This is a genomic window from Winkia sp. UMB3158, from assembly GCF_030217145.1.
Taxonomy (GTDB): domain Bacteria; phylum Actinomycetota; class Actinomycetes; order Actinomycetales; family Actinomycetaceae; genus Winkia; species Winkia anitrata.
The window spans coordinates 22,457-37,656 of record NZ_JASONH010000002.1 but is presented as its reverse complement, the minus strand read 5'-3'; the positions used below and the strand labels follow the sequence as shown (position 1 = coordinate 37,656).

At 60.4% G+C, this 15,200-nt stretch carries 11 protein-coding genes; 9 read left to right on the top strand and 2 right to left on the bottom strand.

Going from position 1 to position 15,200, the window contains the following annotated elements:
* Positions 1 to 251: 251 nt before the first annotated feature.
* On the bottom strand, positions 252 to 929 hold the full coding sequence (locus tag QP400_RS02055; RefSeq protein WP_004807873.1) for a hypothetical protein: 678 nt from the start codon (positions 927 to 929) through the stop codon (positions 252 to 254).
* A gap of 17 nt (positions 930 to 946) precedes the next feature.
* Between QP400_RS02055 and purB the strand changes: the two genes are divergently transcribed.
* The 4 genes from purB (at position 947) to QP400_RS02035 (ending at position 7,128) form a co-directional block, all read left to right on the top strand.
* Entirely contained in the window at positions 947 to 2,407 is a 1,461-nt protein-coding gene (gene purB, locus QP400_RS02050) for an adenylosuccinate lyase (protein WP_004807871.1), read from the top strand.
* A 17-nt stretch (positions 2,408 to 2,424) separates the two neighbouring features.
* Positions 2,425 to 2,655 carry a heavy-metal-associated domain-containing protein gene (locus QP400_RS02045; protein WP_004807870.1) on the top strand — a complete coding sequence of 77 codons (231 nt, stop codon included), beginning with the start codon at positions 2,425 to 2,427 and terminating at the stop codon, positions 2,653 to 2,655.
* Positions 2,656 to 2,721: 66 nt separating this feature from the next.
* Positions 2,722 to 5,118, top strand: a complete 2,397-nt coding sequence (locus tag QP400_RS02040; RefSeq protein ID WP_004807868.1) for a heavy metal translocating P-type ATPase — start codon at positions 2,722 to 2,724, stop codon at positions 5,116 to 5,118.
* A 30-nt stretch (positions 5,119 to 5,148) separates the two neighbouring features.
* A complete protein-coding gene (locus QP400_RS02035; RefSeq protein ID WP_004807866.1) occupies positions 5,149 to 7,128 on the top strand; it encodes a DUF6541 family protein in 1,980 nt (659 codons plus the stop codon).
* Here the strand turns inward: QP400_RS02035 and QP400_RS02030 are convergent.
* Positions 7,122 to 7,781, bottom strand: coding sequence for a DedA family protein (locus QP400_RS02030; protein ID WP_004807864.1), 660 nt, complete (start codon positions 7,779 to 7,781; stop codon positions 7,122 to 7,124). The two genes, QP400_RS02035 and QP400_RS02030, sit on opposite strands and share 7 nt — an antisense overlap.
* Positions 7,782 to 7,990: 209 nt before the next feature.
* Here QP400_RS02030 and QP400_RS02025 point away from each other — a divergent pair, with 209 nt between their 5' ends.
* Genes QP400_RS02025 through trxA form a run of 5 tightly spaced genes read left to right on the top strand, consistent with a single transcriptional unit; the run spans position 7,991 to position 15,187 of the window.
* Complete coding sequence (locus QP400_RS02025; protein WP_101485853.1) at positions 7,991 to 8,497, top strand: NUDIX hydrolase; 507 nt, start codon at positions 7,991 to 7,993, stop codon at positions 8,495 to 8,497.
* A gap of 2 nt (positions 8,498 to 8,499) precedes the next feature.
* Entirely contained in the window at positions 8,500 to 10,536 is a 2,037-nt protein-coding gene (locus QP400_RS02020; RefSeq protein ID WP_101485854.1) for a DUF6049 family protein, read from the top strand.
* Positions 10,533 to 13,871: a lipid II flippase MurJ gene (locus tag QP400_RS02015; RefSeq protein WP_285462476.1), complete on the top strand. Its 3,339-nt coding sequence runs from the start codon at positions 10,533 to 10,535 to the stop codon at positions 13,869 to 13,871. Before QP400_RS02020 ends, QP400_RS02015 begins: the two co-directional genes overlap by 4 nt.
* Positions 13,872 to 13,927: 56 nt before the next feature.
* Positions 13,928 to 14,857 (top strand): thioredoxin-disulfide reductase, encoded by a 930-nt coding sequence (trxB, locus tag QP400_RS02010; protein WP_285445038.1) that lies wholly within the window; start codon positions 13,928 to 13,930, stop codon positions 14,855 to 14,857.
* Between the two features lie 9 nt (positions 14,858 to 14,866).
* Positions 14,867 to 15,187 (top strand): thioredoxin, encoded by a 321-nt coding sequence (gene trxA / locus QP400_RS02005; RefSeq protein ID WP_285445037.1) that lies wholly within the window; start codon positions 14,867 to 14,869, stop codon positions 15,185 to 15,187.
* Positions 15,188 to 15,200 lie beyond the last annotated feature (13 nt).

Genomic DNA, 15,200 nt, shown 5'->3' with positions numbered 1-15,200 from the left:
TACGACCTGTCCACGTCATAATTTTACAAGTTTATTCACTACAACCATTCTGCATCCCCTCACGATGATGTCTTCATTACTAGACAAACAGCTATATGAGAATTGGGCCGGACAGTGACCCACAAAAACACCATGATGCGCGCGAGACGAATCGGGTTATTGACCCCATAAGCAGACAGCAACTTAAACTGCTTCATAGATAGCAACGCCCCCTTCCATGCCCCCTCGGCATATGGAAACAAGCAGCCGGGTTAGGCACCGTCAGCTATAACCGCCACGCCCTCACGCCAACCCTCACGGGCCACCGCAGAAAAGTCTTCACCCGTAGGGCCACTAACCACAATCGCAGGCCAGGCACGACCGCCCTCGCCGGCAAGCCGCAACCCGGTCACCTGCACAAGCGCGCCTTCGCCCACCGCAGCCTGAACGCGCTCAACCAACTGTTCAGTAACCTGCGCCCCCAACTCGGGCTCCTCCACAACCTCGTCAGCGGCAACAGCCTTCAACGCGGCAGGCACAAACTGCCCGGCCGCGAGCGCCCGCACGTCCTCTAACTGGTCAGGCTCTACCGTCAGTTCGGTACCCAGGCTGGGGTCAGTGCGCAGCCCCACCCCTGCAGGAAAGTCGCGCACCCCAACCCGCACAAACTCGCCGGGCCCAAACACTGCCCGCGCCCGCAACGGCGTGCAAAACGCGCGCACGAAACGCAGCGAATCGGCCTCGTCAAAATCGGTAAATTCGGGCGCCACCCACAGTTCCGCCTCGGCCAAAACGCGCAGGTAAGGAGCGATTTGCCCGGACGCAACCGCAATATACCGCGCCCTATCAAGCGGTACCGGAGCTTCCTTGCGCAGCTTCTTCATTGCCTTTTCGCGCACCGCGCGCGGATCCTTCTTAAAAATGGCCATAATCCATTCTGGCACCGCCATAGCGTAAAGTTTTTGCTATGAACACCTCTGAACCTACTTTCGACCTTCCCGAAGGCAAAGACCTGTCCACCGCTACCCCACAGATTGCGCTCGGCCCCCTAGACGGACGCTATCGCAAGGCGACGGCTCCGCTCGTAAATTTCCTCTCTGAAGCAGCCCTAAACCGGGCGCGCGTACACGTAGAGGTCGAATGGCTGATCTACCTGACCGACAACGGTTTCTTGCCGGGCGCCCCCAAACTTACCGAGGCCGAACGCGACTACCTGCGCGCGGTTGTCACCGACTTCGACTCGGACACCGTTGCCGAGCTAAAGGAAACCGAAAACGTTACCAAGCATGACGTAAAAGCCGTCGAATACCTACTGAAGGACCGCCTGGACAAGGCACCGCAGGTCCTGGGCGAAACCAGCTTGGACAAGATGCACGAAATTGTGCACATCTTCTGCACTTCCGAGGACGTAAACAACCTTTCCTACGCCCTGACCATTCGCGCCGCCATCCAGCGGGTGTGGTTGCCCGCCGCGCAAAAGCTGGTGGAACAGCTAAAGCAGATGGCTCTACAGGCAGCGGACGTGCCCATGCTGGCACACACTCACGGCCAGCCGGCCACCCCGGTAACCCTAGGCAAGGAACTAGCCGTGTTCGTTCACCGCATTTCCCGCCAGCTAAGCCGCATTGAAAAACAGGAATACCTGGGCAAAATCAACGGCGCCACGGGCACCTGGGCGGCACACCGCATTTCGGTGCCCGAAGTGGACTGGCCGGCAGCAGCCAAGGGCTTCGTCGAGCACCTGGGGCTCACCTACAACCCAATCACCACCCAGATTGAAAGCCACGACTGGGACGCAGAACTATTCGCCGACGTTGCCCGCGCCGGCCGCATCCTGCACAACCTGGCCACCGACGTGTGGACCTACATTTCCATGGGCTACTTCCACCAGAACCTGGCCGCCCAGGGCTCCACCGGCTCCTCCACCATGCCGCACAAGGTAAACCCGATCCGCTTCGAAAACTCCGAAGCCAATCTGGAAATCAGCGCCGCCCTCCTAGATTCGCTCGGGGCCACCCTGGTCACCTCGCGCATGCAGCGCGACCTGACCGACTCCACCACCCAACGCAACATTGGCGTAGCACTCGGCCACTCGCTGCTCGCCCTCGACAACCTAAGCCGAGGCCTAGCCGGACTAGACGTTTCCGCAGAAACTATGGCGGCCGACCTCGACAACAACTGGGAAGTACTGGGCGAAGCCATACAGCAAAGTATGAGAGCCGCCTCAATTTCCGGCGCATCGGGAATGGAAAACCCCTACGAGCGGTTAAAAGAGTTGACTCGCGGTCACAAGGTGACAGAATCCGAAATGCGCGCATTCATCAAAACACTGGGAATGCCGCAGGAAGTCGAAGCGCGGCTACTGCAGCTAAGCCCGTCTACGTACACCGGTTACGCCCGCGAGTTAGCCGAAGACATTTGCAAATAACTTAGGAAGGAATGTCAATGCAGACAACCAAACTCAAAGTTAAGGGAATGACCTGCGAACACTGCGTAAAGCACGTGCAGGAAGAGGTTACTAAGATCCAGGGTGTCAACGCCGTGGACGTAGAACTGAATCCGGAAGGCACCTCGATCGTGACCGTCACCTCCGACGCGGTACTAAGCGAGGATTCCCTACGCGAAGCCATCGACGAAGCCGGCTACGAGCTTGAAGGCATCGACGACATTCACTAAGACCCACAAACAAAAATGGTCCCGGCCTGCCCGCCGGGACCCGAGCCATGAGTCTTAGGAGTTCACATGTCTCTGCACGAAAATATACCAGAATCCCTCGCAAAGTCGGCCTCTAGTAGCCCCTCAGCCGAGGGCGCCGACGGACAGGCCAGCAGAGCCGCAATGATGAAGCGCCGCTTCTTCGTAGCACTGATATTCGCCATCCCCGTAATGGCGCTTTCCATGGTTCCGGCCCTGCAATTTCCGGGCTGGCAGTGGGTCGTAACCGCACTCGCCGCCCCCGTAGTTACCTGGTGTGCCTGGCCCTTCCACAAGGCAGCATTCAGAGCTGCCCGCCACGGCGCCTCCACAATGGACACCCTAGTTTCCCTAGGCGTCATTGCCGCCACCGGCTGGTCGCTATTCGCCCTCTTCTTTGGGGGCGCAGGCCACATTGGCATGAAGATGGACATGACGTTGCTACCCCGCAACGCCCACGGCGCCATGCACCTTTACTTTGAGGCAGCCACCATGGTCACCACATTTCTGCTAGGTGGCCGCTGGGCAGAAGCGAGGGCGCGCCACAACGCGGGCGACGCGCTGCGCTCCATCCTGACGATGGGAGCCAAAGAAGCCACCCTGATCTCTATTTCCGATTCAGGGGCACGCACTACCAAGCAGGTGCCCGCCTCCACCCTTTCCGAGGGCGACCTGTTCCTGGTGCGCCCAGGCGAAAAAGTGGCCACTGACGGCATCGTCCAAGATGGGCAAAGCGCCATTGACGCATCCCTTTTGACCGGCGAATCCGTTCCGGTTGATGTGGAGCCGGGAGACGCGGTTACCGGGGCAACCATCAACACCTCCGGAGCCCTGACCGTGCAGGCAACCCGCGTCGGCGAGGACACCACCCTGTCCCAGATCGCCCGCCTAGTCACCCAGGCGCAGGCCGGCAAAGCCCCGGTACAGCGACTGGCAGACAAGATTTCCTCAGTATTCGTACCCACGGTACTCGGCATTTCCGCCCTGACCCTGATCGGGTGGCTACTGGTTACCGGCAATGTGGGCGCCGCCTTCACCGCGGCAGTGTCAGTACTTGTGATCGCCTGCCCATGCGCGTTGGGGCTGGCCACGCCCACCGCCCTGTTAGTAGGTTCGGGGCGGGCCGCAAAGCTCGGCATCGTGATCAAGGGCCCCGAGATTCTAGAATCCACGCGCACCGTCGACACGATGGTGCTCGACAAGACCGGCACCATCACGCGCGGCAAAATGCACGTAGAGGACGTGCTAGGTTCCGCCCCACACCAAGTGCTAGCTTTGGGCGCCGCCGCCGAGGCCGGATCCGAACACCCCGTAGCCCGCGCCATTGTGGCCGCCGCGCCGAACAATCTGGGAAGAGCAGAAGGATTCACCTCCGTTGCCGGCAATGGCGTAATCAGCCAGGTAGACGGCCAAATCATCGCCGCGGGCAAGCCCTCCTGGCTGCAAGAGCTAGGAGCGCGCATACCATCCCAGCTGCAGGCAGACTTTACAGCCGCCGAAGCCACCGGGGCCACCGCCATCATGGTCGCCACCCGCGAAGGGAGCGCGGACGCCCTCGAAGAACACACATCCGTGGCTAAAGCCGAAGACGACGATCTGTCCCAGATCGAACTAGCCGTGTCGGGCATGTCCTGCGCGGCCTGTGTGAACAGGGTGCAAAAAAAGCTCAACAAAGTACCTGGCGCCACCGCCACGGTAAACCTGGCTACCGAATCAGCTCACATCGAAGCGGCCCCCGAAGTGGTAACTGAAGACCTGCTGGCAGCGGTCGAAAAAGCCGGATACACCGCTACTCTGACTTCCAGGCGCGGCGGCGAGACCACCCAGCCCACCGCCAAGACGGCAACCACCGTATCCGCCCAGGCAGTTGCGGGCGCGCAGGCCGTAGGGGTCATAGTGCTGCGCGACGAAATGCGGCCCTCTTCCAAAGAGGCGCTGCAGCAAATCCGCGACCTGGGCATAGAACCGATCCTGCTGACAGGCGACAACGAACGCGCAGCCTCCCACGCCGCGCAGCAAGTCGGCATCGCCACGGTGATCGCCGGCGTGCAGCCGCAGGACAAGCAGGCACACGTAGAAAAGTTGCAGAGCCGCGGCCGCACGGTGGCAATGGTAGGCGACGGAGTCAACGACGCTGCCGCCCTCGCCCAAGCGTCCACGCAGGGACTAGGGATGGCCATGGGCTCGGGCACCGACGCTGCCATTGCGGCCTCGGACATCACGCTGGTGCGCTCCGACCTGCTGGCCGCCGCTCAATCGATCCGCATCTCGCGAGCCACCCTGCGCATCATCAAGCAGAACCTATTCTGGGCCTTCGCTTACAACGTCGCGGCAATCCCACTGGCCATCTTTGGCCTGCTGAATCCCATGATTGCTGGCGCGGCAATGGCGTGCTCTTCTGTGATCGTCGTTTCTAACTCGCTTCGCCTGCGCAGCGCGAAGTAAGCAGGCCCGCCCGGCATTTACAATAGGCGCATGAGTTATGCACCGGATGCCGGGTGGGCTTTCTTCGCCCTACTCATCTTCTTCATTGCGCTTGCACCCGGCTACATCCTTGCCCGGGTCTTCCGCGTACACGGCTTACAGGCCATCGCCGCTGCGCCCTCCCTTACTTTCGGCATGGTTGGCGCCGCCTCAATGGTGGCCGGCTGGTTGCATATACGCTGGGGCACGCTTACCGCGCTGGGCTTGATCCTTGCCCAACTCCTAGTGCTCTTCACTGCCAGGCAGCTGGTGCGCAGATACGGCAAAAGGTCAATTCCTACGGCTCACGCACGCGACAGTGAAGCCTTGCCCAAGCCGGCCAAAATCGCTCTGCCAATCACAAGTGTTTTGGCGGTGGGCCTCGTGCTCTCCCAATTCAGCCGCGGCTTAGCCAGACCCACCGACCCGTCGCAGTTCTGGGACGGCATGTTCCACCTGAACGCCCTGAAGGTCATAGAACTGCACGGCAACGCCTCCCCGCTGGGCGGATTGAAACCAATCAGCCTAGACGGCAAGGTCAATTTCTACCCGACCCTGTACCACGCCCTCGTCACGATAGCGACAACCAAGTCAACCCCATTGGGTCTGGCTATTTCCGCATCCGCCGCGGCGCTGGTAGCGCTGGGCGTGATCACCTTGACCGGGCTAACTCACTCGCTACTCACCTATTCGGCGCACACGCCCGCCAAGCAACTAACGATCGTCCTAACACCGCTACTAGCGGCCGGATCACTATGCCTAACCCAATTGGCCACCGTGCTTTCCACCCTCCCCTACCTGGCCGCCATGACCGCCATTCCGGGAGCACTGGGCGCGCTCAACATTGCAGCCACCCGCGGCACGCACTGGGGATTCCGCGTAATGGCGGTGCTTGGATGCATGGGCGTGTTCATCTCGCACCCCATCGGCGGCTTTTCGCTGATCCTGCTCGCGCTACCGCTCATCTTTGGCAAGGCGCTTCCGCTTCTACGCAGACGCAAGAACGTTTTCTCGCCCGGCCAGTACAGGTTGATCTGGGCAGGGCTTGCTGGAATCCTAATTGCCGGCCTTGCCGCCTTCGTCGGCCCCATGTTCCGGGTGGTCAGCTACTACCGCGAAGCAACCCCCGCAACCAAGCTTCTCCTCTCGCTTGTCTCTGACTGGCCAACGATGCGCCGGGCGATCGGAGGCGCGTCCCTCTATTCCGTCACTATTGCGCTTGCCCTGATCGGCTGCACGTGGCTCGTAGTAAACCGAATCAACCACTGGATCGTTGTCTCTGCAGCCCTGACCTGCGGTTTCTACTTCCTGTGTTCACAGGGCACCGGGCCTCTTCGCCGGCTCACCTCGCCCTGGTATATGCAACCAGAACGCTTGCAAGTAGCCTTCTCCATAGCGCTAGTAGCCACCGCCGCTATCGGAATCTACGCCATAGCCACCTGGGCCGGCCATCGCGGTGCCGCCAGCAAGATGATGCTGAGCCTAGCTATCTTCTGCGTCGCCCTCACCCCCTTCTCGAGGGCGGGAGACCGCGCCGAACTCGTGTCACTTTCCTACGATCCAATGCGGATCGGCTGGGGCACCTTCGCAACCCGCACCGAAATGGCCTCGTTCCCGCAAATAAAGAGGATCACCCGTGACGACGTGATCATCTCTATCCCCGACTCCGGGCTCGGCTACGGGTACGCCCTGGCCAACGTGAACTCCTACTACCGGCAGGCCTACTCCATTGGCCAAACAGAATTCGAACTGTTCCGGCACCTTCGCAAGATGGACGCCGAATCGTGCAAGTTCCTGCGCGAGCGGCACATCAAGTACTACTACCGGGACACGGACCGCACCGCCTCAGGCGCCACCCACGGAGCAAAACACTCCAAGAAAGGCGCCCGCCTAGACCGGGTGCCCATAAATCGGATGACCCTAGTGTGGAAAGCCGCGTCGGCGCCCTCGGGCGAAGGACCCCGGTTATACCGAATTGACGCCTGCTACTGAGCCGACTTCTTCTGCGCCCTCTTACGCAAGAAACCGATAATAATCGGCACCACCGAAATCAGTACGACCAGCACGGCCATGATCTCGATGTTGTTGCGCACCGCCGGGATCTGCCCCAGCCACACGCCCAAAATGCACATGCCACCGCCCCAAGCGATGCCACCTATAACGTTCCACCGGAAGAAGTGCGGGTAGTGCATCCGCGCCATCCCCGCAGTAACGGGAATAAAAGTGCGCACAATGGGTACGAAACGACCCAGGGTCAGCGCGGGGCCGCCCCACTTGTCAAAGAATGCTTCGGCCTCTTCCAAATACTCGGTCTTCAACACCCGCGCATTAGGTTTGAATAGCTTTCGGCCAAATTCGCGGCCAATCCAATAGCCTGCCTGGTCGCCACCGACAGCAGCCACGATCACTACGGAGATGAGTAGCCAGAAGTTGAGGCCCAGCTGGGAATGCAACAGCCCGGCGGTAAACAACAAAGAATCACCCGGCAGGAACGGGAACAATAACCCCGATTCAATAAAGACGATAACTGCTACTCCGATCAGCACGTACGGCCCTAGGGCTAGCAGCAATTCCTCCGGATCGCGTAAGTAATCGATCAGGCCAGTTGATAGTCCCGCCGCAGCGGTAGTAAAAGTTTGTAGCATTTTTCCTCCGGGCGCTATCCTATGGGGCCGCCTTCAACTGAGACACAGCCTACCCGGCGATGTTGCTCACCTAGTGTCCAATTGCGCCACGGGCGAAGTCCCGGCAAAGGGCGCCAAAGCGGGAAAATCCGCAAATCAACCAGTGTGATTTTTGCTCATTTGCCCATTTGTTTCCACTGATTTCCTCGGTAGGCAATACCATTGTGAGTATGTCTGCCCACAGCTCACGAACTTATTCGCGCACCGCCCGGGTGCGCCGGCGGCGCCGTCGCGCGCTGCCCCTGGTCGAAGAGACTTCGGCCGGCGGAGTTGTGGTTGACGTGGTTAACCACCGCCCATATGTGGCGCTAATTGCCCGCGAAAACAGATTCCGCCGCATCGAATGGTGCCTACCCAAAGGGCATATCGAAGGCACCGAAACCGCCGCCCAGACCGCCGAGCGCGAAGTATGGGAAGAAACCGGCATCGACGGGCGGGTACTAGCTCACCTAGCTTCAATCGACTACACCTTCACCTCGCCGCACAACAGGATCCACAAGGTAGTTCACCATTTCCTGCTGGAAGCAGTGGGCGGGGAACTAACCGTCGATGGCGATCCTGATCACGAAGCACTGGATGCGGCTTGGATTCCACTGGACACTTCCCTTACACTGCTGGCCTATTCAAATGAGCGCCGAGTCGCGCATAAGGCACGTGAACTTTTACAGGTTAGGTAGTGATGCGCAAACAAATCTTGTTGTGTGCGTTGGCCGTGGCCTTGTTCGTATGTTCACTTCCGCCATTGGCCCACGCCGAGGACGCACCGACGGTAACCATCACCGCCCTCACTTCTACCCTGAACCCGCAAACCAAGCAGGTAAAAGCCCACTTGGAAGTGCATAATCCTACCGCCAAGCCTCTAACCGGGTTGAATGCCAACATCGACGTGTCTAACGCGTCCACCCTTGACGCCAACGAGCTGTGCGACTGGTTGCACGGGGCCGAAGACAATCAGAAGTGGACCGCGGTGTGGTCCGGGGCAGTGCCCACGGTTCCAGCCCACGGCAAAGTCGGCGTGGATGCCACCTTCGAATCTGACTCGATTCCCGCTCTTACCGAACAGTGGGGGCCAAGAGGAATTACGGCCACGGTGGGGCAGGCATCCGATCGCTCGATTCTATTGGTAGGGGCGCCGTTCCAGGTTGAGCACACCAAGTTACTACTGCAAGTGCCAGTGCGGGGGCTGCGCGACGAGGTGCGGGCTGCTACCGGCTCTGCTTCCATAGGGAAAACGGCCATTGGGCCAGCTTCCGGACTGGCCAAAACCGAACAGGCCGAGGGCGAATACTTGTCCACGGGCGTCACCGTTGCGGACACGCCCTCGATTAAGAAACTGCAGGTCCTGGCCAAAGAGGCCCGCCCTGGAGTAGTTTACTTAATTGACCCTGCTGTCATAGATTCCGGCTCTCCAATCGTCCGCGGCAAAACAGTTGGGCTGGACCAGCCTACAAAGGCTCCCATTCCCTCCGCGAGCGCACTGGCAGCCCTAAAAGCGATTACGAAAAAGGGCGGCAAGATCCTACTGACTCCCTGGGGATTTCCGCAGGCCCGCCCTACAGGAGCCACCCGGGAGCTCTCACTCATAGCGGATAAGCGCACTACGGAAACCGCCCGCGCACTGGCAAAACGCGGCGTGCAAACAACGTCTAACTTTGCCGCTTTCAGCCAGGCCCCCGCCATTTCTCAACTAGAGGAAGTGCCCGAAGACTGGCCCATAATTGCCCCGCAAAAAGCGGCGGAAACGACCTCGAACCTTTCTTACACGCCCTCGGCGCGCACGACCCTATACGCCCAGGGCAATCACCCCACGATCCTGAATTCACAGGTACTTTCTAGGATCCTGTCCGCTTCCGCTTCCGGCTCCGTCACCGAATTCGACCTTTCCCAGCTGGCACTGTCGGCCGTTGCCATCATGGATCACGAGCGGCCCTTCGACCCGCGCATCATCAGTGCGGAACTACCCGCCAATGCCAACGCGGCGCAGGTAAAGCGGGCACGCGCCCTCTACACGTCCGCCTGGACCGACCCGATCACCCTAGACGAAGCCCTTTCCGAATCGGCGCGAGCAGACGAATTCCTGCCCGTAGACAGCAACGCCTCCCAGGGCCTGTCCGCCACCAAGACAATCTCCCACGTCTCTACCACGACCGACCTGTTATCCCTGGTGGGCAAGGATCCCGAGCGGATAACCTACGCGCTGCAATCGCAACTACTGCTGGCGGCAGGCAACACTCTGCCGCAAAACCTCCGCGCCCAGGCGCTTAGAAATTTGGACGCAGATTCGCGCGCCCTGCGCAGCGCCATCGCCGCTCAGCCTTCCTCCACGATCAACCTGATCTCTACGGAAGCGATGCTCCCCGTGCGCATCTCAAACGGCCTCGCCATACCCGTGAACGTGCAGGCGCGCGCCCGCACATCCGACCCCCGCCTACAGGTAGGCGAACCGCAAAACGTGCAGGTGCCAGCCCGTTCCGCGGCAACCGCAAACATTCCCCTAAAAGCCGTAGGTAACGGCAACATCCAGGTGCGAGTAGGCATTGCCACAAACACCGGACAAGTCATTTCCCAAGCCAATCCGCTCCACATCCGGGTTCGCCCGGGCCTCGAAGACAAGGCAATCTGGGGTGCAGCAGCCATAGCTGTGGCTGTCTTCGTGTTTGGCCTTATCAGAACATTCCGTCGAGGGCGCAAGATGCCAGTTGAGGAACTTCCATGAGTCGCAAGAGCCGAAAAGTAGGCCTAGCAAAAATTAACGTTGCCCGCGCCACCGGGATTATGGCTGCCGGAACAGCCGTATCCAGGGTGCTCGGGTTCATTCGCGCTGCCCTACTGATAGCAATCATTGGTGAAGTGGGCGCTAACGACGCCTTCCAGGCTGCGAACACGCTACCAAACACCGTCTACAACCTGATTGCCTCCTCGGTACTGTCAGCGGTGCTGGTACCGCAGATCGTGCGCGCCCTCTCCAAGGGCGGGGACGAGGCCGAAGAGTACATCAACCGGCTCCTCACCTTCTTCACCGTCGGCTTGGCGCTGATCACCGTAGTCGCCGTTGCTGCCGCACCCTTCCTGGTAAAGCTGTACGCCTACAAGTTCGCCCACGACTGGTACAAGATCGCCGTGGCCTTCGCCTTCTGGTGCCTGCCGCAAGTCTTCTTCTACGGCATGTACGCCCTCTGGGGACAGCTACTAAACGCGATGGGCAAATTCGGCCCATACATGTGGTCGCCCGTGGTCAACAACGTTGTCGGCATCTCGGGCATGGGCGTGTTCTTGTGGGTCATGGGCGACAAGGATTGGGCAACAGACCCCTCCCTCTGGTCTTCTCAGGCAATCGCACTGCTAGGCGGCATCACCACCCTAGGCATCGTGGCGCAAGCACTGATCTTGCTGCCACCGCTCTACCGCACCGGCTTTAGGCTCCGCCCCGTCTGGGGCTTCCGCGGCCACGGGCTCGGCCAGGTTTCCAAGACCGCATTCTGGGCCTTCGCCGCACTAATGGCCGGACAGGGATCCTACCTGGTGGTCTCCAACGTGGCCGCCGCAGGCAACGGAGTTGCCGCAAAGACCGGCGAATTCGTAGCCTCCACCACCGCCTACAACACCGCGTTCATGATCTACCAGATCCCCATCGCGCTCGTTGTCGTCTCGCTTATTACAGCCCTCTTCACGAAGATGTCGCAGATGATGGCCACAGGCGACCTAGCCGGGGCACGACGTACTTACAACCAAACCATCATCGGCATAGGTTCCGTTACCGTGTTCTGTGCCGCCGCCCTCGCACTGGCAGCAGTACCGGTAATGCAGGTAATCATGCCCCGCTTCGATGCGGCCGCCATCAGCGGATACGCGGGCGTCGTGGCCGTCATGGCGTTCAACATTCCCTTCCTAGCAATCTGGTCGACCTCGCAGTCACTGCTACTGAGCCAGGAAGACACCAAGACTTCCTTCTTCGTACAGGCGCCCATGGCGATCGTCGTTGCGGTTGTTGCCGGCAGCTCCTACTTCCTACTGAACCCAACCCACTGGGTGCAGGGCGCGGCCGCCGGCGAACTCTGCGGGTGGATCTTCGCCGCCGTCGTCGGCTGCATCGTGGTAGACCGGCGCCTACCCGGAGCTAACCCCGGCGCAGTCATTCGCGAATACGCCAAGTACCTGGGCGCTATTGCTCCGGCCGTACTGGTCGGCTGGGTAATCCTGCATTTCATGGGCGCCATGTCGGGCAGCGCGGATTCGTCCACGAGCGCGCGTTTTGCCGGAGCACTGGCACGCGTCGCCATCGTCGGCTTCGTCATGCTAGGCATCTACCTGGCTGGCCTGTTCCTGCTGCGCAGCGAAGGAATCAAGATCATTTCTGGCCCCCTTGCTGCACGGCTGCATCTGGGTCGGTCTGCTAATGGCGCGAAGGCCGAAAATAGTGAGAAACTAGAAGACATGACATCTAAGCCGGAGGAAGCCGTGGCTACCGAAGATCACGAAGAACCCATCATTTCGGGCCGAGACGCCCACTTTGTTCTTCTGCCTGCAGCAACAGCCGAACAGGCGCCCGAAGCACAAACGTCCCTTGCCGCCACCGCGACGCAGGACGAACCTCCGGTGCCCGCTCCTGCACAGCAGGGTAGTACCGCTGCCGCTGCCGGGGCCGCTTCTTTCCCTCCGCCCCCGCCGGGCGAGGGCGAAGCCGAAGCACAAGAGGAACACGGCGAATCTGCCGCACAGGAACAAGACCAACTCGGCGAGTCCGAGGCAGAAGAAGCGGCGGACCAGGAAGACGCTCACCCCGCTTCCAATGCCCCCGAAGCTATGGCGTCACTGTCGCCACAGCGCTGGGATTCACTAAAGTCGGCGCTGCTCGGAAAGGCCTCTCAGAGCCAGACTCCCGCCTCGCCTTCGCAGGAGCAGGACCAGGAAGGTTCTTTCCCTCCGCCCCCGCCGGGCGAGGGCGACACTAAGGCGCAGGCCGGGTCAACGGCGCTAACTAGCGCACCGGAAAAGCAGGATTCGGAATCTGCCACTGCTGGGGCGCAGAATGGAAGCTCGGCGGTTACCGCCTCCCAGGCGCAGCCGCAACAGGACGAGGGTGCCGAAGAGGCTGCCAACGAGGCTTCGCCCTCGAAGGCAGCAGACCAGGAAGCCGAAGGCGGCGAAACTGAGGGCGAGGAGACCGTCCATGTCACCCAGAACGCCTCCCCGCGCAAGGTGAGCGGCGTTCCCCTGGTTGGCACCAAGAACGCAATCATTCCGCCGGCCGCTGATGCCGAGAAGGACATTGAGGCCAATACCGCTTCCTTCGAAGCCATCCTGATGGGCCAAGAGCCCGCCAATTCGGACACTAGTACCCGGCAACTGCCCATGTTTGGCGCCGCTCCGAAGCCCGTGCCGCCACGAATGGCCCCGAAGGTGCAGCGTCGTGACGAAGAGGACGATTCTCCGCTCATCAATCCCGTCCGTCGCACCATGATTGGTGCGGCTGCCGGCGCGGGCGTCGCCCTCCTGCTCGGACTCATCCTGGTGGTGCCGCCGCTGCTGTCCTCGCCCTCGGCAAAGGAAGCCGCGCCTAAGACTTCCGCCTCCCAATCCCAGGAAGGTGGGGCCACCAAGAAGCCCGCAGCGCCCGCTGCGAAGAAGCCCGAGATTGCCGCAGTGGCGTCCCTCGATCCCGAGGGCGACCAAAATGAACACCCTGAAGATCAGGACAAGATGGTGGACGGCGACCCGCAGTCCGTATGGATGTCGCGCTACTACCAGAATCCGAAGTTCGGCTTTAAGTCGGGCATCGGCGTCTCGATCTTGCTGAAGGACAAGGCGAAGGTCAGCGAGGTCACCGTGGCCACTCCCGCTACCGGAGGCACCATCGAACTGCGCTCTACTTCGGCTGACAAGCCGCACGAGGGCGAGGCGCTGGCCACTGGCGAATTCACCCAACCCACCACCACGTTGAAGCTAAAGAAACCGGTGGAAGCTGACTCGCTTGTGCTTTGGATTTCCGAGCTGTCCCGTGACGGCGAGGGGCGAAACCGCGCAGTTATTAGCGAAATCACAGTCAAATAGGAATATTGCGCCCTACCAAGCTTGTTACAAGGACGCACGCTAAATAAGGAGTACGCATGGCAGAAACTGTCCACGACGTAATCATTGTGGGCTCCGGCCCGGCCGGGTACACGGCGGCCATTTACACGGCTCGCGCGGGGCTGAACCCCGTCATGATCGCTGGTTCCGTCACCGCTGGTGGCGCCCTCATGCAGACCACTGATGTGGAAAACTACCCCGGTTTCCAAGATGGCATCCTTGGGCCGGATCTGATGGAGCAGATGCGTGTCCAGGCGGAACGCTTCGGCGCTGACATTCGTCTTGAGGACGCCGAGGAGCTAGTGCTGAGCGGCGACGTCAAGAAAGTCGTCACCAACGAGGGCGAATACTTGGCTAAGACCGTCATCGTTTCTACCGGCTCTGAATACCGCAAGTTGGGCGTGCCCGGCGAAGAGGAATTTTCTGGCCGCGGCGTTAGCTACTGCGCTACTTGTGACGGGTTCTTCTTCAAGGACAAGCCGATCGTCGTTGTGGGGGGCGGCGACTCCGCCATGGAAGAGGCAACCTTCCTGGCGAAGTTCGGTTCGTCAGTGACCGTCGTTCACCGCCGCGATCAGCTGCGCGCCTCCCAGGCCATGCAGGATCGGGCCAAGGCCAACGACAAGATTAACTTCGTGTGGAACAGCGTGGTGACCCAGGTGAACGGCCAGCAGGGAGCCACCTCCGTGACGCTGCACAACCGCGAAACTGGCGAAGATTCTGAGCTGGAAGCTGCAGGCATCTTCGTGGCGATTGGCCAGATCCCGCGCACCGAACTGGTCGAGGGGCAATTGGAGCTAGGTCAGGAGGGCTACATTAATGTTGCTTCGCCCTCGCAGGCCACCAACATTCCAGGCGTTTTTGCTTGCGGCGACGTTGCTGACCCCCGTTACCAGCAGGCGGTAACTGCTGCCGGTTCTGGCTGTAGGGCAGCCCTGGACGTAGAACACTATCTGGAGCAACTTTAGGAAGTAGATATGGCAACTGTTGAAGTAACCGATCACGATTTCATCGACAAAGTAATCAAGTCTGACAAGCCCGTGCTGGTTGATTTCTGGGCCACCTGGTGTGGACCGTGCCGGCAGATGGGTCCGGTTGTGGACGAAATTGCTACCGAACGCGACGACGTGGTTATTGCAAAGCTGGATATTGATAAGAACCCGGCTACCGCAGCTAAGTATGGCGTCGTATCGATTCCTACGTTCGCAATTTTCAAGGACGAGGACTTGGTGCGGACCCTGGTGGGTTCGCGTCCGAAGAAGGATCTGCTCGCGGCCCTCGATGAGGTCACTAAGTAGCAATACTTTTTCT